At 47.7% G+C, this 18,615-nt stretch carries 13 protein-coding genes; 4 read left to right on the top strand and 9 right to left on the bottom strand.

Annotation, left to right across the window (positions count from 1 at the left end; all coding sequences use genetic code 11):
* Positions 1-2 precede the first annotated feature (2 nt).
* The 3 genes from KIU71_RS02580 to KIU71_RS02590 form a co-directional block, all read right to left on the bottom strand.
* Positions 3-1,364: a MotA/TolQ/ExbB proton channel family protein gene (locus tag KIU71_RS02580; protein ID WP_214129588.1), complete on the bottom strand. Its 1,362-nt coding sequence runs from the start codon at positions 1,362-1,364 to the stop codon at positions 3-5.
* 12 nt (positions 1,365-1,376) lie between these two features.
* Positions 1,377-2,096: a DUF3450 domain-containing protein gene (locus KIU71_RS02585; protein WP_250207231.1), complete on the bottom strand. Its 720-nt coding sequence runs from the start codon at positions 2,094-2,096 to the stop codon at positions 1,377-1,379.
* A 705-nt stretch (positions 2,097-2,801) separates the two neighbouring features.
* Positions 2,802-3,161, bottom strand: a complete 360-nt coding sequence (locus KIU71_RS02590) for a hypothetical protein (RefSeq protein ID WP_214129590.1) — start codon at positions 3,159-3,161, stop codon at positions 2,802-2,804.
* Between the two features lie 298 nt (positions 3,162-3,459).
* On the opposite strand from KIU71_RS02590, the gene KIU71_RS02595 reads away from it, so the two are divergent.
* Entirely contained in the window at positions 3,460-4,095 is a 636-nt protein-coding gene (locus tag KIU71_RS02595; protein ID WP_214129591.1) for a BON domain-containing protein, read from the top strand.
* A gap of 68 nt (positions 4,096-4,163) precedes the next feature.
* Here KIU71_RS02595 and KIU71_RS02600 read toward each other — a convergent pair whose 3' ends face one another.
* The 5 genes from KIU71_RS02600 to phoB all read right to left on the bottom strand — a co-directional run bounded on the left by KIU71_RS02600 (position 4,164) and on the right by phoB (position 12,863).
* Positions 4,164-6,827: a TonB-dependent receptor domain-containing protein gene (locus tag KIU71_RS02600; protein ID WP_214129592.1), complete on the bottom strand. Its 2,664-nt coding sequence runs from the start codon at positions 6,825-6,827 to the stop codon at positions 4,164-4,166.
* 91 nt (positions 6,828-6,918) lie between these two features.
* On the bottom strand, positions 6,919-9,678 hold the full coding sequence (locus KIU71_RS02605; RefSeq protein ID WP_214129593.1) for a hypothetical protein: 2,760 nt from the start codon (positions 9,676-9,678) through the stop codon (positions 6,919-6,921).
* Positions 9,679-9,820: 142 nt separating this feature from the next.
* Positions 9,821-10,852, bottom strand: coding sequence for a PstS family phosphate ABC transporter substrate-binding protein (locus KIU71_RS02610; protein WP_250207185.1), 1,032 nt, complete (start codon positions 10,850-10,852; stop codon positions 9,821-9,823).
* Entirely contained in the window at positions 10,849-12,174 is a 1,326-nt protein-coding gene (gene phoR / locus KIU71_RS02615; protein ID WP_214129594.1) for a phosphate regulon sensor histidine kinase PhoR, read from the bottom strand. The genes KIU71_RS02610 and phoR overlap by 4 nt, the downstream gene beginning before the upstream one ends.
* Before the next feature lie 2 nt (positions 12,175-12,176).
* Positions 12,177-12,863 carry a phosphate regulon transcriptional regulator PhoB gene (gene phoB, locus KIU71_RS02620; protein ID WP_214129595.1) on the bottom strand — a complete coding sequence of 229 codons (687 nt, stop codon included), beginning with the start codon at positions 12,861-12,863 and terminating at the stop codon, positions 12,177-12,179.
* 181 nt (positions 12,864-13,044) lie between these two features.
* Here phoB and KIU71_RS02625 point away from each other — a divergent pair, with 181 nt between their 5' ends.
* Both KIU71_RS02625 and rdgC read left to right on the top strand, forming a co-directional pair.
* A complete protein-coding gene (locus KIU71_RS02625) occupies positions 13,045-14,769 on the top strand; it encodes a sensor histidine kinase (RefSeq protein WP_214129596.1) in 1,725 nt (574 codons plus the stop codon).
* Between the two features lie 79 nt (positions 14,770-14,848).
* Positions 14,849-15,760 (top strand): recombination-associated protein RdgC, encoded by a 912-nt coding sequence (gene rdgC / locus KIU71_RS02630; protein WP_214129597.1) that lies wholly within the window; start codon positions 14,849-14,851, stop codon positions 15,758-15,760.
* 81 nt (positions 15,761-15,841) lie between these two features.
* On the opposite strand, the gene KIU71_RS02635 is transcribed toward rdgC, so the two are convergent.
* A complete protein-coding gene (locus tag KIU71_RS02635; RefSeq protein ID WP_214129598.1) occupies positions 15,842-16,678 on the bottom strand; it encodes an HDOD domain-containing protein in 837 nt (278 codons plus the stop codon).
* Positions 16,679-16,888: 210 nt separating this feature from the next.
* Here KIU71_RS02635 and KIU71_RS02640 point away from each other — a divergent pair, with 210 nt between their 5' ends.
* Positions 16,889-18,586, top strand: a complete 1,698-nt coding sequence (locus KIU71_RS02640) for a dipeptidyl-peptidase 3 family protein (RefSeq protein ID WP_214129599.1) — start codon at positions 16,889-16,891, stop codon at positions 18,584-18,586.
* Positions 18,587-18,615: the final 29 nt, after the last annotated feature.

The following is an 18,615-nucleotide window of genomic DNA, read 5'->3' on the forward strand; positions in this document are numbered from 1 at the left end:
AGTTAGCTCCGCTCTGCGCGCTCCGCGATAACACCCGAAGCTTGCTCCTGCAAGATGTACACAATGTTCTTGCTACGCGTATTCAACATGGCGTAGAGCAACGTGGTTGGAATTGCCACAACCAAGCCCAACACGGTGGTAACCAATGCCGTTGAAATACCACCGGCCATCAGTTTGGGATCGCCCGTACCGAACAAGGTAATCGCTTGGAATGTATTAATCATACCGGTTACCGTACCCAATAGACCCATCAATGGCGCGACCACTGAAATTATCTTAATGATGGTAAGGTTGCGCCCCAATTTAGGCACTTCACCCAAAATAGCTTCGGTGAGATGCAGTTCGAGCGCTTCGGTATCTGCTTCTGGATACTTGTCTTTGACCTGCATTACGCGGCCAAGAGGGTTGTCATCTTTGAACGTGTCAGACTTAAGCTGGCGATTTACCTTCGATTTTATCAACGTCAGCGTAATCAAGCGTTCAAGCGACAATAGCAGACCAATCGCACCCACAATCAGGATGATGTAACCGACCAAACCACCTTGCTCAACACGCTCTTTAAGATTCGGTGCCTGAACCAACAAGCCCAGAATAGAGCCCCCGGTAGGATCCACACCAAACTGAACAATTTCACCGTTAGAGGCTTGCAACTCAGCCGCACTGTCGTTGTAACGGTCAGCCGGTTGACGCACTAGCTCAGACACTGTTCCGGTCGCGTTGTTGTAATCCAGGTACATGCCGTCAGCGACTAACGCAAATGGGCCGACGCGAACCACTTCTTTATTGACCTTCTGACCACCCGCTTCAACCACATCGGTGGTGAATGAAGTGACCTTGCCTGACTCGGTCATTTCACGCTGAATTTCGAACCACACACGCTCAATTTCTTCAATGGAAGCCAACTTAGAGCTTGACCCCATCGACTGAGCCATTTCATCAAGAAATTCCGAGCGACCCGGTATTTGCGCAGAAATCACTGAGTTATAGAATTTGTTTTTGGTATCGCCAGCCACTTGTTGTAACACACCAAACAATTCTTTAAGAGAACCTAGGCGGTTGTTCAACGTTTCATTCAGATTGGCAAGCTTAACTTCGTTTTCTTCGAACGTGGTTTCTAAACGCTCTGAAGTTTGCAGTGTTTGATCACGCAGTTGCTCTGTGTTGCGCAACATTTGATCTTGCTCAGCACGCTTCTGTATGAACTCCTGCTCACGCTGGGTATTCTGCTGCGCTTGTGCAAACTTGCCTTCTTCAAGCTGTTTAAGCAATGCATCCAAATCAAGGGCACGATCTTGTGCCGCTACGTGACCAGCAAAAACGCAAGCCGTTAGCGCGACAATTGCCTGTTTAAATACTGTTTTCATGGATATCACCCCTTAGTCCGTCTTCGCCACAGGCAGCATTAATAAGTCTGGCGCAAGTTGTTTCTTCGCCATGCGTAGACCTTTGGTGACCTGAGTACGATAGCTAGACGGTAATTCTTCCCACTGGCGCGTTTGTTTGTTCCAAACACCTTGGCGACTGGCATCACGTGTTTGATAAATCAGTGCGGTGCGACCTAAGCGTAAGAACTCTACATCTCGCTCTTCTCCGTCAATCGAATGGATACCGCTGTACGCTTCTAAGGTACGGCCATAGTCCATCTCAACCTGAAAGGCTTCCATCACCCGACGAAATTTTTCTGAAGGCGCTACGTCGGCGCGATCCATCATGTTCTTCAAGTCGACAATACGGTTAGCGCGTTCTTCGGGCAGGAAGGGCATATCCAATGCAACAAACTGCTCAAGACCTTCGATCATGCGCAACATCAATGGTGTAATTTGGCGCTCGATCACGCTCACTTCATCAATTGAATCATTCAAATCAGCCATTTCCTGTTCCTGATTGGCAATTTGACGACGCAGTTGCTGGTTATATACCTCTAACCCTTCGATTTCTTTGTTCAGCGTTTTAAACTGAGCCAGTTTATCGTCGATTTGGTTAGTAATATTATTGATTCTCTGCTGAGAGTTAGCAGCAGACTCATTTGTCTCCTGCGCGATCTTAACGACAGGTTTAAGATCCTCTTCTTGAGCGGTAGCTGTGTGCATTGCCATAACACTGGCAAGCAGTGCAAAGGGCAGCGATTTCTTTAAGGTCATACTCACCAATCCTAGATACAAAAAAGCCGGCACAACCCGACCATTCAAACTGCCGGCAAGTATGAAGATTGTCTGTGACAGTTTTATTACATTTTGGGGTTTATCTTGAAGCTCAGTTGTCCTGAGTATTTATCAGCGGCGGGCAATCGCTAGGGTCTGTTGGTCTTTGCTGTGTTGAGGAATTCAATCGTATTTTGGAGGTGCTCAAAGAAAGACATCATTTTTGAACCTCCGTGGATGGGCAAGACTAGCAGGAGAATCAATACACAGAAAAGAAGTATAAGCAGCCTCATCTTCAATCTTTGAAATACCGTTAGGTTTTTGATTTGAACTAAGAGCAGATAGAAAACCGCTGTCCACCCCAAAATAAACAGCGCGTAGATAACCATTCCAAGCAAGGATTTTGACGAGAGTGACACTAGGTGTGCAAAACACGTCAGCGGCGTACAAAAGTGAGCGCCTAAAATAGGCACAATCACAACAATTGGAGTGACTAAATAAATGAGCGTAATAATCACTCTATTCATTGCAATCAGAAGATTTGGTTTATGCATTGGTATTTGTCTATTCTCGACTCAGAAAAGAATTATTTACCATGAACGATAGACCAAATTAGCGACACGCTTCAACCAATTGAACGCATACCCTTGGGTCGTATAGTTACTCCGTCCGATGCAGTCTGCTTAGCATATCTCTGTTTGCGTTTTTAACCCCGTCCATCAGCCCGGATAAAAATGCCAGAGACACTTTACTGTATGATGCAGGCAAGGACTCGATTCGTTCATCTAAGACAGCGAGTATTGAGTTAACGCCCCCGCACACGTCTTCATCGCTGACCTGCTGACATTCTAGTTGCAGCCGCATGGCCAGCGTAATGATATCGGACACACTCTTTTCAGCCAGTCGATCAGCCACTATACCGATATTCGCTGGCTTGAGGCTCTGTTGGTTGCTTGTTTGCGTGGCGTTCGCGGAAAAACAAAGGGTAATCAACACACCCACTACTAGTCTTAATTTCATCACAAATATCTCACAAAATTCTAAATTCGACCGAATTGGTGTTCAGGTCATTTCGCATTCGGTCTGTTGTCAGCAATGGCAACTGCTGACAATAACACCACAAAACTCAGCAAATTGTACACAGTAGCTTGCATTAATTACGTAGACCTTGTTGCTAACCTCAAGAATAAGACTGCTAAATCAATTGGTTACCATCTGGCATGCATTAAGCTTGGTGTCATGTCATTAACTGAGTTAATCGATGTAAACAATTTAATCACCTATGTTAAATATTGGTTTTTATACCTAAGGATACATTATGAAACGTAATATAATGGCTTTAACGGTAATGGCAGCGCTAAGTTCTACGGCGATGGCAAACGAAAATACATGGCAAGGCGAAACAAAGGATGCTTGGATTGACGGAAAAGCTGAGGCTTCTTTGTTATTCAATACTGAATTAAATTCGTTCAAAATTGAAACTGATGTTGATAACGGAAACGTGACGCTTCGTGGCAATGTCGAAAGCGAAATGGATAAACAGCTTGCCGAAGAGGTAGTTAGTGATATTGATGGTGTTATGAGTGTCAACAACATGCTCGTCGTTCAGCGCGACGGTATGGATGACACGGACGACATGAATCGTCAAACAGGTTCAGCGATGACCAGTACAGCGATGAACACTGAACGCGACACCGAAATGACCCGCATGGACGATGCTGATATGGGCATGGCGACTGCCGACACGCGCATTAGCGAGTCAATAAAGACGCGACTCATGCGTGAATCTGACTTCACCGCTAAAACAATAGATATCGATGTCGATAATCGAGTGGTCACGCTGAAAGGTAAGGTTAAATCAGAATCGGAGCGTGAGATAGCGTTAGCGATTGCTGAAGATACTGACAATGTTGATTCCGTGAAGGACGAACTCACGGTCGTTAATAAGTATTAGTTGCATGACTAGATTGCTAAGTATTAAAAAACCCGCTGATCCAGCGGGTTTTTTGTTAGTTTGCAGCCTTAAAACTCATATTTGTAGCTTAAGCTAAAGCCAATGCCTTTGGTTTCTGATTGAAAGGTCACCCCCTCAAACTCAAGTTCGCGAGACTCATCCAGAATATTCTGCACTTTGAGTGTCAGAGTACTGTTAAAGTCAGGATAAAATTTGTACACCACATCAAGTGAGTGAAACGGCTGTTCGAAGTTGTCATCAAAGAAATCAATGCCTGGCACAATGATTCGCTCACCGAATACATTGTAGACCAATGACGCTGAGTGCTCACCATTGTCAGAGTCAAAGCCCAACTGCAAGTTGACCACGTACTCAGAGTGACCCGTCAAGCGACGCTGAGTATTCGTGATAGCGGCAGATACACCCGTTTGTTCTTCAATGGCAACCGGATCAAGTGTGATTTCAGAATCACTCAAGGTGACGTTACCGCTTAGGAACAGGTTATCCCACACGCCTTCACCGATGACGTCTAACCCTTGCAAAAACTCGACTTCGACGCCGTAAAGCTCACCGGTTTCGGCATTCGCGATACGAATAAGCGGCGGGCCATCCTGCGCAGGTGACTGTACCGACTCAATCGGGTCCGTCATGTCTTTGTAGAACAACCCTACTGACAGGTTATTACCCGCTTCGCGATACCATTCCCAGCGTATATCGTAGTTCTTCACAGACGTGGTACGAACGCCGGGTGTACCTGCAATCGGATTGTCTGTCAGTGGATCTAGATAAGTCGCTGAGGAAACTTCACGCAAATCAGGGCGAACCACAGTTTCAGAGAAACTGGTACGCAACTGCATGTCAGGGTTGATAAAATACGTCAGTGCAATGGCGGGATAAAAATCATCCTCCAAAAACGCTAGCTGAGAGCGGTCAGCACCGTCGATGATATCAATCTGATTGGTACGTGGGTCGAAAGGTACTACCGCCTGACGGAAGTCTTCGTAACGCACACCACCACTGATGCGCCATGTATTGTCGAAGAATAAGTCTGCTTCGAAATAATAAGCATCAATTTTCTGACCCGCGACGTAATCATCACCAGCAATCGTGGTATCACGGATAATCGGCTGGTTAGTAAACGCCGCATTGTTCAGCACGTCATCACTTAAAATATCAGAGAAAACGCTGCCAGTCAGAATGCTTGAATCTGCAAATGCACGAGTGTTCACGTCAAAACGACGATTCTCTGCCGTACGACTTTTGGTGATAAAGTCGGCACCGGCTTTAAACTCCATTTCCCACTTATCCATATAGTAAGGAATGTTGAAGTTGTAGCCGTAGTTTTCTACGCGATCGTGCAATGTCTGGAACGAGTAGCGTGCCGCTGTGGGCGCATTACTCAGGCTACTTTCTGCATCACGGTCGAATATTCCGTCGCCATTAAAGTCTTCCAGAATAAAACGTGATTGGAAATTACCCGGCGCATCTCGATTCGAGCGGCCCAATGAATATTTCCAGTCAAATCCCAGGAATGCCAATTCCGGGAAAGTGTGCTTGCCGCGCACCTGATTGGTGTACATCTGGCGCTCTTCGTAGATAACTTCGACGTCACGAATACGCTGATTGTCCACCAATTGAATATTGGCCGTGTTACCAATCTTTTCACGCACTTCATCGCGAGTATCGTTCAGAGCAATTAAGCTGTAGTCAATACGATGATTGCGTTGATAGTCGATACCAAAATTGAACATACCTGACCATTTGACAGACTTTTCAGTTGAGTCAACCTGATCAAAAAAGCGAATGAAGCGCACACTCTCGCCATCGCGGCTTTGTTGTTCACCCAGAAACTGTTCAGACACCTGAGTGCTATTGTCATAACCCGCTGTTGCTAAAAAGCCGTAGCGGATATCTTGGTTGAAATCGAAACTGTTACCGAGTGCAACATTAAAGCCGACATCAGGGTTAACGCTGTCCAGCGCCGGATCGTAATTGCGCTGAACATCACGCAATAAATCCACTGCCGTACTTTGGTCAAGGTTATCTAAGAAATTTTTCGAAGACCAGCGGTTGGCAATACTTGCAGGTGCTGCTCTAAACCCGTCATCCTGACCTTCCCAGTCATTATCGCCGCCGCCGTACTGGTAGGCGTCGTCAAAGTTCTCGGTATTGCCACCCAAACTGCCACTCATATTGAATATGTAGTCGGTGGGGATGGTTTTTAAGCGAATATCAACGTTACCACCACCGAAAGACGCTGGCATAGACGGTGAAAACGCTTTTTGCACCGATAATGACTCAATAATATCCGAGGGGAATAAATCCAGCGGAATAACATTACGTGTAGGGTCAGGGCTGGGTACCGACGCGCCATTCAGCTGCGTACTTGAGTAACGCTCACCCAAACCACGTACGTAGATAAATTTACCGTCAACCAGTGTCAGGCCCGTCACACGACGTAGTGCTGATGCTGCATCACTGTCGCCTGTTCGAGAAATTTGCTCAGCGCCAAGAATATCAGCAACGAAAGCTTGATTCTTTCGCTCTTGCAAAACGGCTGTTGCCGTGCCTTTAAGACGCGTTCCTGTTGAAACAACCTCTTCAATCACCTGATCTTCATCTTGCGCAGATGTTGATTCCTGTGCAACTGCTGCAATCGGTTGCAACAATAACCCCGTTACGATCGCTGTGGTTAAGCGGTTATAGGGGAACCTTTGTGCAGGCTTGTTCATTATTAACCTCATAAAAATGCGTTCTGATTAATAAAGCGCATGCAAAGACTGCATGCGCTGTATTGTCACAATAAGTAGGTAATAACGAATGTTACTCTAACCCGACTGTCCAGCCAGCTGTCCAGTCTGCATCTTCTTTCACTGCGCCAACAAAGTCAGCATTGTCAAAGAACGTGTCGCCAGAGAAATCTTTAGGCGTTTGGGTTGAGATGCTGTAGATACCGTTAAGTACTGCGGCACGATCCGCTTCAACTGCATTGCCCGCCTGAACATTCAGGAACCAATCTTCAAGGTTCACGTCACCGTCAGAGAACTTAAAGTTTTCACCATTTTCACAGGCGATAACTGAGTTGCTGAATGTGGTTGTACCGTCGCCCAGGTTAGCCTGGCTTTCAGTTGAGCCTTCAATTTCGAAACACTCACCCATACCCGCAGAACCTGTCACGATGAAGTTAGAGAGTTGTGCACCCGTTCCTTCGCGAAGGTATACACCTTCAGAGTCATCTTCACCGTCGAAGTCGTTACCGATAATGGTTACGTTAGCAATCATTGGGTTTGACTGAGGCTCAATCGCTGGGTTTGAACCGTCGTTATCCGCTTCAATACCACGGTTGGCATCAGAGTTATCCTGTGCATGGCGTACCAAGACATACTGCATGCGGCCACGGAAACCGTTGTCCCAATCGATGCTGTCGTCTTGAATATCCGTTAGCACAAGGTACTTAACATCCACGTTGCCGCCGAAGAATTCAACACCATCATCAGCATTTTTGTGAACTTGTAAGTATTCAACTGTGGTGCCTGAACCAACACCGCCAAACGTCACACCATTTAGCTCGTTGTCTGGCGCAATTTCGAAACCGCCGTGCATCACGCGAGTATAACGGATTGAACCTGAGTTATCGGCTTCGTTGGTGCCACCAAATACCGCACCTTCCTGAACACCTTCAACCTGTAGTGAGCAATCACCTGTTGTTGGGCACTTGTTCGATGGCGCGTTACCCAAGATAACAAGTCCACCCCATTGACCCGCGGCACCTGCGTCGTTAACGATGTCGTCACGCGATGTCATGGTGACTGGCGCTGTTGCCGTGCCTTCTGTGACAAGCTGTGAACCACGGCTTACCACCAAATAATCGTTACCAGAAGCACCATAAAGCGTCACACCCGCTTCAACAGTCAACGTAGCACTGTCTGTGTTATCACCTCCGACAAAAACAGCACCTGATAATGCGTACAGATTACCTGAGGTTAGCGTAAGATCTGATGTGATACGGCCGCTTACCTGACACGTTGTGGTTGTACCATCAACCGGAGAGATAGACGTAGTGCCGGTAGGGCAACCTGAGGCTGAATCAACAACACCCACTTCACCACCACCAAAACCGAATGCCCAACCTTGACGCCAGTCCGCGTCTGCACCCAATGCACCGATGAAATCAGTTGCTTCAAAGAAACCATCAACTTGTGAAGCATCTGTACCTGCACCCAGTAGCGGGCTTTCGCTGGTAGGTGTGCCGTCGTTGTTTAGACCGACTGATTCAGACACGAAGTTATTCGCCTGTACATTCAAGAACCAATCTTCTAAGTCTGTCGCACCGTTAGCCGTGTCAGACTTAAAGTTCTCGCCATTGTTACACGCAATCACTGAGTTGCTTACTGTGATGGTGCCGTCGTCCAGGTTCGCCTGAGATTCAGTTGAGTTTTCAACCTCAAAACATTCACCCATACCCGCAGGGCCAGTTACGACCATGTTGTAAATCTGTGCGCCTGTACCTTCGCGAAGGTAAACACCCTCAGAGTCGTCTTCACCGTCAAAATTGTTACCGACGATGGTAAGGTTTGAAATCATTGGGTTAGATTGAGGCTCGATGTCTGGCGTAGAGCCATCGTTATCCGCTTCAATACCGCGGTTAGCGTCGCCAGAGGCGCGATCCTGCTCTACGTACACATACTGCATCTTACCTTGGTAACCGTTGTCCCAATCGATGCTGTCATCTTGAATAGACGTTAATACAACGTGCTTAAGCGTCGCGTTACCACCGAAGAATTCGATACCATCATCCGCATTCGCGTGAACCTGAAGGTAATCAATGGTGGTGCCAGAACCAACGCCACCGAAGGTAATGCCGTTTAGCTCGTTATCTGGCGCAATCTCAAAACCAGCATACTTGACCACAAAGTAGTTCAACGTACCTGAATTGTCAGTCTCATCCGTTCCACCAAAGACTGCACCTTCCTGAACACCTTCAACCTGAAGCGAACACTCACCAGAAACTGGGCACTTGTTCGACGGCGCATTACCGAGAATAACCACACCACCCCATTGGCCTGCGCCGACTTCATCGCCTAACACATCAGCAAGAGATGTCATGATGACCGGGCTAGACGCCGAACCCATGGCTTCAATCTGTGAACCACGGCTAACCACGAGATAGTCGTTACCGGTGCGACCAAACACAACCGTACCTTCTTCAATTTCAAGCACGGTGCTGTCTGCATTGTCGCCACCAACAAATACAGGGCCTTCCAATGCCCACACTTTGTCGTTAGTCAGCGTGACTTTGCCGTTGGTCGCGTCATCATCTGTTAAGCGACCAGAAAGCACACGCACTTCAACCGTTTGACCGAATGCCGCTGACACTTCGCCAGAAAGGAATGAGCTGACTTCGCCTGGAGTATTATCTGTTGCCGGTGGTGGTGTGGGCGTGCCGCCACCGCCATTATTCGTGTTGTTATTAACCGTGCTATTGTCAATATCGCCTTCGCTGATATTGATATCACCACCACAACCCGCTAGTACCAATGCGGTTGCAATCGCAGATGCTTTAAAGAGGTGCTTCACTTGCATTCTAGACTCCAGTCGAATGTTATATTAATTGAAAACGCAAGAAGCCTAACCGAGGCAAATGACAAATTTGTTACACCAGGTGATTGTCACAAAACTTTCACAAACTACAGAGAATTTGTGTTGTCCGTGCGCTAAAGGGGGACTAGCGTGCCGGTATCAGCCCGTCATCGCCACTGAGAATGCGCAGTTGTCGCTGCAACACGTCGTAAGGCACTTGGAAATAGCCGTCTCTGGCCACTAACGCCTGACCTTCAGCCGACAAAATATAACGCAGAAACTCGCGTTCCAATGTGGGTAGAGGTTGCTCTGGGGGGTTGTTGATCATGATGTAAAGATAGCGCGTGAACGGGTAAGTACCGCTGCGCACCGTTTGTTCATTAAGGGGAACAAAAGCCCCGTTTTCTTTGGCCAAAGGCAGCGCTCGCACACCGGCGGTTTTGTGCCCAAAGGCCGCGTATCCCATCGCGCCGTTAGAGGAAGCAACCGACAATACGACCGACGAAGAGCCCGGTTGCTCATTCACGTTAGCTCTAAAATCCCCTTCACATAGCGCCATATCTTTGAACAGGCCATAGGTTCCGGACACAGAGTTTCTGCCAAACAAACGGATCGCATGATCACCGCCCAGATAATCGATACCTAACTGCCCCCATCGCTGAATCGGCTGGGGCGCGCCACAAAACCGCGTGACTGAAAAAATGCCGTCTAATTGCGACATCGTTAAGCCGGGTAGCGGGTTTTTTCTGTCGACAAATATGGCGATTGCATCGACGGCAACGAGCAACAGTGTTGGGGAATAGCCGTATTTACGCCGAAACGCGTTAATCTCGCTCGATTTTAATTCTCGGCTCATCGGCCCGATAGTGGCTGTGCCCTCAGTTAAGGCTGGCGGCGCAGTTGAGGAACCGGCAGCTTGTATTTGAAATTTCACATGCGGATAAAAAGTTTTGAATTCTTGTGACCACAGCGCAATCAGGTTTGCCAGCGTATCAGAACCCACTGACGTAATACTGCCGTCTACGCCAGGAAAACGCGCGTAGGGGGAAAGGTCAACGCTAGCCCGCTTAGCTGACTGCGGTGTATTCAGTTGCTCAGCACGACTTGTAGTTATCATCATCGCCAACATGATGAACAAACTGGCCCAAACGGCGCATGAAAGGCGTGGGTTGGTCATGAGTTTCTCTGCACGCTCAACGGGTCGCGTGTTTTAATTAATTCATCAGAAAGCACAAACGAAAACTCGCTGCCTTCCCCTACAACACTCGTGATGTCTAAGCGGCTATTGTGATGGCTAAGTACGTGCTTGACAATGGATAAGCCTAAGCCCGAGCCTCCCGTTTTACGCGAACGCGCCTTATCAACGCGATAGAAACGCTCTGTCAGGCGGGATAAATGTTTCTCTTCGATCCCCTCGCCATTGTCTCGCACCGCAAAACGAACGCCTTCTTTGTGGTTTTGCCAGAACACATCAATCTTGCCGCCAGACGGTGTATAATTGATTGCATTGAAAACCAGATTAGAACACGCGCTGCGCAATTCTGTTTCAACGCCAAACAGCTCGACATCGGCATCAATATGGAAAGTGATTTGGTGATGGCGGTCCTGATTTAACGTGGCCGCTTCAATTTCGATGGTGGAAAGCACTTTGGGCATATCAACGGTATTTTCGTAGATCCGCTCCGCACTGGATTCAATCCGAGACAGAATTAACAAATCTTCGATCAAGTTACGCATACGTAACGTTTGCGCACTCATTTCGCTTAAGGCTTTGCCGGTCATTGAACCGTCGTCATGCGCGTTCGGTAGCAGTTCAAGATACCCGTTGATCACCGTCAGTGGGGTGCGCAGTTCATGTGATACGTTGGCGACAAAATCGCGACGCATGTCTTCCAGTTGGGAAACTCGGGTCACATCCCGTGCGATCAATAACAGATGTTCTTCACCGTAACGCATGATACGGTATTCAAAGATTTTTCGAATATTCGCTGGCGAAGGCACTTCGACCGGATAGTGATAGTTTCCAGCGTGAAAGTATTCGATAAACTTCGGGTGGCGTATCAGATTATCGATGCGGCGCCCAGCGTCATCAGGCCAACGCAGACCCAGTTCGATCCGAGCGAGTCGGTTACACCACACAATGTTTGCGTGTTCATCAACGACCACGGCAGCGTCTGGCAACGCCTCAGAACCTTCTCTAAAGCGCTTAACCAGTTCTCCCAGCTCCTTACGCTTTTTGCGGTTGCGGCGCGACAGGTGATAGATACCTTCGTAAACATGCTCCCAGATGCCGACCGCAGTGGGCGGTGACATTTTCTTGCTATGCCAGAGCCATTTATTCAGTTTATAAAGCTGCCAATAGTTCCAACACAGCAACCCAACGGCGCCGATGGCTAATGTGGCAATGAACTCATTGATGTACCAGCCAAACACACCAAAGGCTGCCAAATAAGCAGCCAACAAACCGACACTTTTAAACCACGAAAACGGATAGTACACCGTTATTTTGCGGAAAACCGGTAACCAGCACCGCGCACCGTTTGTATCATCGCGTCGTGCCCATATTTACCAATGGCTTTGCGCAGACGACGAATGTGCACATCCACAGTGCGATCTTCAACGTAAACATTCGTACCCCACACATTATCGAGCAACAGCTCGCGGCTATACACGCGCTCCGGGTGGCTCATAAAAAAGTGCAGCAGTTTAAACTCCGTCGGCCCCATATCGATGCTTTCATCATTTGCCGTTACACGGTGTGAAACGGGCTCAAGTTTAAGACCATTAAAATCGATCGGCTCTTCTTTACTGGTGGGTGTGACTCGGCGCATCACAGCCTTGATCCGCGCCACTAACTCTTTGGGTGAAAATGGCTTTGTGATGTAGTCATCAGCACCCGCATCCAAACCGCGAATTTTATCGTCTTCCTCACCGCGTGCGGTCAGCATGATCACGGGAATATCTCGCGTGAACTCATGCTGCTTTAAGCTTTTCGCCAATTGAACGCCGCTACCACCGGGAAGCATCCAATCCAGTAGAATCAGGTCTGGGTAAGGCTCTTTAATCTTTTGCTGCGCAATATCATAGTCCTCGGCTTCATCGGTGGTGAAACCCGATTGTTCGAGTACAAATTTTAACATTTCGCGGATCGGCGCTTCATCTTCGACAAGCAACACAGTTCTTGACATGGGTTTCACTCGGTTCATAAAAACGCCGCTATTATTAAGGTCATCTGTGACACTTTTATTAAAGTGTTACAACCCGGCTGTCAAGTAAAGGTGAAGATTGCCACATGTGTTGCTTGTGTAATCGTCTAAATCAACATATTCTTCAACAGATAGGATAGACGATTGATGAAAAAGGGTTTTTATGGCTTTGGGCTCATCAAGCCTGTCGCGCAAACTACTAACGCGCGTGTTTTCAGTCTACTTTGTGCTAACGCTTGTGGTGACCGCAACTCAGATCATTGCTGAATACACCAGTACCAAACAGCAGATTGAAGATGAACTACAGACGTTGCAGAACACGTTCAGCGACAGCCTGACGCGTGCGATATGGGAGCTGAATACGCCTCAAGCCGTTTCCATAGCGCAAGGGTTGATGGAGCTGCCCATCGTTGAAGGTGTGCAGATCCGTGACGAAGCAGGAAATTATATTGTCGATTTCGGCTTCACCGCGCCCAAGATAGCCGCGCCTGTGGGTCTGGACGGATTTCGTAACCACGCCGGTGGTTTGTTCAGCTACAGCTTTCCCTTGGTTTTTGAGTTTTCTGGCCGCCAATCCAGTGTTGGCGATGTGTCGCTTTATTCCAGCTTTGAAATTATTCTTGGCCGAATTGAAGTGGGTATCTTTTTCCTGATCGGTAATGCGATCGTCAAAACGACTTTCCTGATATTTTTATTCCTGACCGCGTTCCGCCGCATGTTATCGCAGCCTCTCAATGCCATCACAGAACAAATGCAAAATTTCGACCCTGAGAACCTGCAAGACAGTAAGCTCAACGTTGAGGTCGAAGATGATAATGAATTAAAGCAGCTTCAGTATTCTTATAATCAGGTGATTTCCGATCTGATTGAAAGCCAAACTAAGCTGCGCCAAACGCAAAAAGATTTGACCACAGCAAATCAAAAGCTTGATGACCAAAATCTTCTGCTCGAACAAGAGGTCGCTAAAAAAACGGCGGCACTCAGCCAAATCATGCTCGATTTGGAAGCGCAAAAAGACGAGTTGTTAGGCAAGCAGTTAACACTGCGTCAGGAAATCGATAATCGCCAATATGTGGAGCAGGAGCTCCGCAAGCGCAATGAAGAGTTGGCCGGCTCCATGGACACGCTGGAGGCTGCACAGCAACAATTAGTTGATTCCGAGCGAATGGCTTCGTTAGGCGGCCTCGTGGCCGGTATCGCGCACGACGTCAATACGCCTTTGGGGGTCGGGGTTACCGCTGCCAGCTTCCTGCAGGAACGTATCAAGAGTTTAGAAACGGCGTTTAACGACAAATCAATCACGCAGTCACAGATGAGCAGTTTTATTGAAGAAGCCGGGCAAACCACCGCACTGCTGATGAATAATCTAAACCGGGCCTCTGAGCTGATCGCGAGTTTCAAACAGGTTGCTGTGGATCAAACCAGTGAAGCTGAGCGCCGTTTTGAGTTGTGTGAGTATCTCAAGGAGGTTATTCAGTCTCTCAAACCCAGCTTCAAGAACACACACCACACCATCGAAGTGGACTGTGACGAAACCCTCAATATTTTGTGCGCCCCCGGCGCGATTGCGCAAATTATCACTAATCTAGTCATGAACTCGGTGATGCATGGGTTTGAGCACAAGGTTAATGGTCATATCAATATCAGTGTTGAAGCCGATGAAAAAACCGTGACCCTGAAATACTCGGATGATGGCATTGGGCTACTCCCCGAACACCTAGACAGTTTGTTCGATGCCTTCTTCACCACTAAGCGCTCTCGCGGTGGTAGCGGCTTAGGTACTCACATCGTGTATAACTTGGTCACTCAATCGCTGAATGGCCAGATTGAAGCCCGTTCACAGACCGGAAAAGGGTTGCATTACACCATTCGTTTTCCGCGACGCTAAGGCGCGTGCCACTAATGATTTAGGCGCACAGGTATGCTAGTCTTCGCGGCCGTTTTGTTGCAACTGTATTGTGAAAAATATGTGGTTTAAAAACCTTAAGACTTATCACCTGACTTCGCCTTTATCGTTAGACGCCGACAGCTTGGAAAATGCGCTCGCAGAGTTTTCTTTTCGCCCCTGTGGGCAACAAGACACTGCCACTATGGGCTTCTCTTCTCCCTTTGCTGCGGCGGGTATGCGCAATGCCACCTCGCTTCATCATGCAGCAAATGGAAACTTTTGGCTGTGTTTGAAAAAGCAGGAAAGAATTTTACCGGCAGCGGTGGTCAATGCTGAACTTGCCGAAAAAGTCGCAGACATTGAGGCACAAACCGGTGCGCCGGTGGGCAAAAAGGCACAACAGGATCTTAAGCAAGAGATCGTGTTTAAGTTGCTACCGCAATCGTTTACCAAAAACAGTTATACTCACGCCATGATTGCCACGCAGCATGACAAAATTCTGGTCGAGGCATCCAGTGATGGTCAAGCGGAAGCGTTTCTCGCCTATTTGCGTAAAGCATTAACTTCAGTACCCGCCATCCCTCTCGTACGCCAAAGCTTGCAAAGCGAGTTAACCCAATGGCTGACTGACAAAGCGCCCGAAAAAGTGGTTCTGTTGGAAGAAGCCGAATTGAAATCTATCAGTGAAGAAGGCGCTATCATCCGTTGCAAGAATCAAGATTTGCACAGCGATGAAATCAATCTTCATCTGGAGTCTGGCAAGCTGGTACAGAAACTCGCGATCGAATGGGATGAGCGCTTAAGCTGCCTGATTCATGAGGATGGCTCTGTTAAGCGGATTAAATTTACTGATGTGGTCAAAGAGCAAACTGCGGATATCCCTAAAGACGAGATCGCCGCGAAACTGGATGCTGACTTTGCGCTGATGTCAGGAGAAATACTGGCGTTCATTGAAAACATGATTACAGTACTGGCACTGAATAACGACTAATTGCAAGACCTGTAATGTGCCGTATCTGAAACACAAAAAAAGGAGGCAACGTCAGCCTCCTTTTTCACATCTGCACTGGTGTTAAGCAAAAATGGCTTTGGCGCTATTGCGCATATCGTGGAACTCATCTGAATCAAAGGCTTTCGTATCACTCACCATTTTGCGAGATAAGGCTAAGTTTAACACTGCATCTTTTTTGCTGCCCATCTGACCGCTTAACGCAGCACCCACTCGCACAAAATCAATGTAGCTGAGCGTGTCAGGAATGACACCCAGGTCACGCCAGTCTGATGCCACACTCGCAAATGTCTCAGAAAAACCCCAAGCGTTCATAATATTTGCGCCGATAGGGCCTGATAACTTCTCGATGGCGTCTTCTAAAAAGGTAGGATTCGCAAATACTTCTGAATGACGTTCTGCTTCCGTCAAAATGGGCAACACACCAATTTTTGAGACTAAGGCGGCCAAGGTCATTGAATCAAGCTGAAGGTCACGGTTTTTGGTTTCTTTAGTATGCACCTGCAATGCGGCCATCGCATTGGCCACAATATCGATGGTCTTTTCCCACTCACGTTTCATGTACTCAGACACCAAATCGTTTTTAGACACAAACAGCTGTTCCATGGCTAACGCAGTGGAAATATTCTTAATCTGACGCAAACCGATACGTGTTACCGCTTGCTGAACAGAGTTCACCTTTACGCTGCGGCCCATGTAGGCGCTGTTGGAAATCTTGATCATTCTGGCGCTAAGCGAAGGATCTTGCCCGATAACATCAGCCATGTCGTTCAGATTGATATCCGGGTCGTCTGCGGCTTTGCGTACCTTTAACGCAATGGCGGGCAGCGTAGGTAAGACCAAGGTGTCGTTATTGATTTTCTCAGTTAAGATTGTCAGTAATGCATTTTGTGTTGACATAGTTGTGCCTTAGTAATCCATACACGCGAAAGCGTTGCGTTCCAAATCGGTTAAGTCATAGCGTATCCTAATCTATGCTCCAGTCAATCCTCTCGCGTTTGAATCCTGTGATCCGAATCAAGAAAATGACGGGTTAATCAGTCGGTAGCAACTTTGCAGATAACGCTTTCGGGGCTATAGTACGTGCAATAAAAACAACAGAGAATCACCATGACCCTCTCACGCAAAACAACAAAACTGACTCTACTCACATTAGCTGTCTGCCTAGGCTTGAGCGCCTGCCAACCCAAGACTGAACAACGCTCTGAAATGAACCAGCAAAGCCCATCGGCTGAAAAGCAAGCACCAGAGTTAACCTTTATCGGTAACCGGCAGCGACTGGATATTTATTACCCGGTTGAGCTACGTGCTGATATAAGCCATCTCAGTGCCAATCAAAAGAAGATGCTCGAATTGCTTATTGATGCGTCAAAAATAATGGATTCTTTGTTTTGGTTACAAGCATACGGGCACTCGAAATCTGATTTAATCACCCAGATTAGCGACGATGCCGTTGCCCATTTTGCTTCGATTAATTACGGCCCGTGGGACAGGTTAGCCGGTGACGCGCCGTTTTTGTCTGGCGTCGGTAAAAAGCCGCTGGGGGCACAATTTTACCCAGCCGATATGACCAAAGCTGAATTTGAGAGTGCTGATCTCGACGACAAAACTGGCCTGTACAGCATGGTCGAGCGTGACGACAACGGTGCGCTTGTCACGGTGCCCTATTCGATTAAATACGCAAAGCAACTGAGCAAAGCGGCTAACTTATTACAAGCGGCTGCCGAATTGGCTGAGAACGAGGAGTTTGCGCGCTATCTTACACTGCGTGCTGATGCGTTGCTAACTGACGCGTATCAAGCCTCTGATATGGCGTGGATGGACATGAAAACCAATCCGATCGAATTGGTCATCGGTCCCATCGAGACCTATGAGGATCAACTATTCGGTTACCGTGCCGCGTTTGAGTCCTACGTGTTGATTAAGGATTTGTCGTGGAGTGAGAGGTTAGCCAAGTTCGCGGCGTTTTTGCCATCGCTACAGGAAGGTCTGCCGGTTCCTGCTGAATATAAAGCCGAAATGCCCGGTGCGAATGCTGATTTGAACGCTTACGATGTGATTTACTACGCGGGGCACAGTAATGCCGGAAGCAAAACGATTGCGATCAATCTTCCGAATGATGAACAAGTGCAATTAGAGAAAGGCACACGACGGTTACAACTGAAAAATGCCATGCAAGCCAAGTTTGAGCATATTTTAGTGCCTATCGCAGAGCAGCTAATTGTGCCTGAACAACGGGATAACATTACGTTCGATGCCTTCTTTGCTAATACCATGTTTCATGAAGTCGCTCATGGGCTAGGTATTAAGAACACGCTGGATGGTCAGGGAACTGTGCGCAGCGCGCTTAAAGAACATGCTTCTGCGTTAGAAGAAGGTAAGGCTGATATCTTAGGCTTGTACATGATCCAGCAATTGCTGGCGCGTGGCGAAATTACCGAAGGTACTATCGAAGACTACTACACAACCTTTATGGCAGGCATCTTCCGCTCAGTCCGATTTGGTGCATCGAGCGCTCACGGCAGAGCGAACATGATCCGTTTTAACTTCTTCGCCGAGGCGGGTGCCTTTAGTCGCGACGAAAACGGCTTGTATAAAGTCAATTTTGACAAAATGGATGACGCCATCGAAGCGCTCTCACAAAAGATACTTATGCTGCAGGGCGATGGCGACTATGCGGGGGTGGCTCAGCTGGTTAACGACATGGGCGTTATAAAGCCACAATTGGCTGACGATCTTGAGCGGCTTTCAGCCGCGAATATTCCGGTCGATATCCACTTCAAGCAAGGTAAACAGTATTTGAAATAGGACTCAGATTGATGAGCCCAATTCAACGG

The sequence above is a fragment of the Alteromonas oceanisediminis genome (assembly GCF_018474025.1).
GTDB lineage: Bacteria > Pseudomonadota > Gammaproteobacteria > Enterobacterales > Alteromonadaceae > Alteromonas_E > Alteromonas_E oceanisediminis.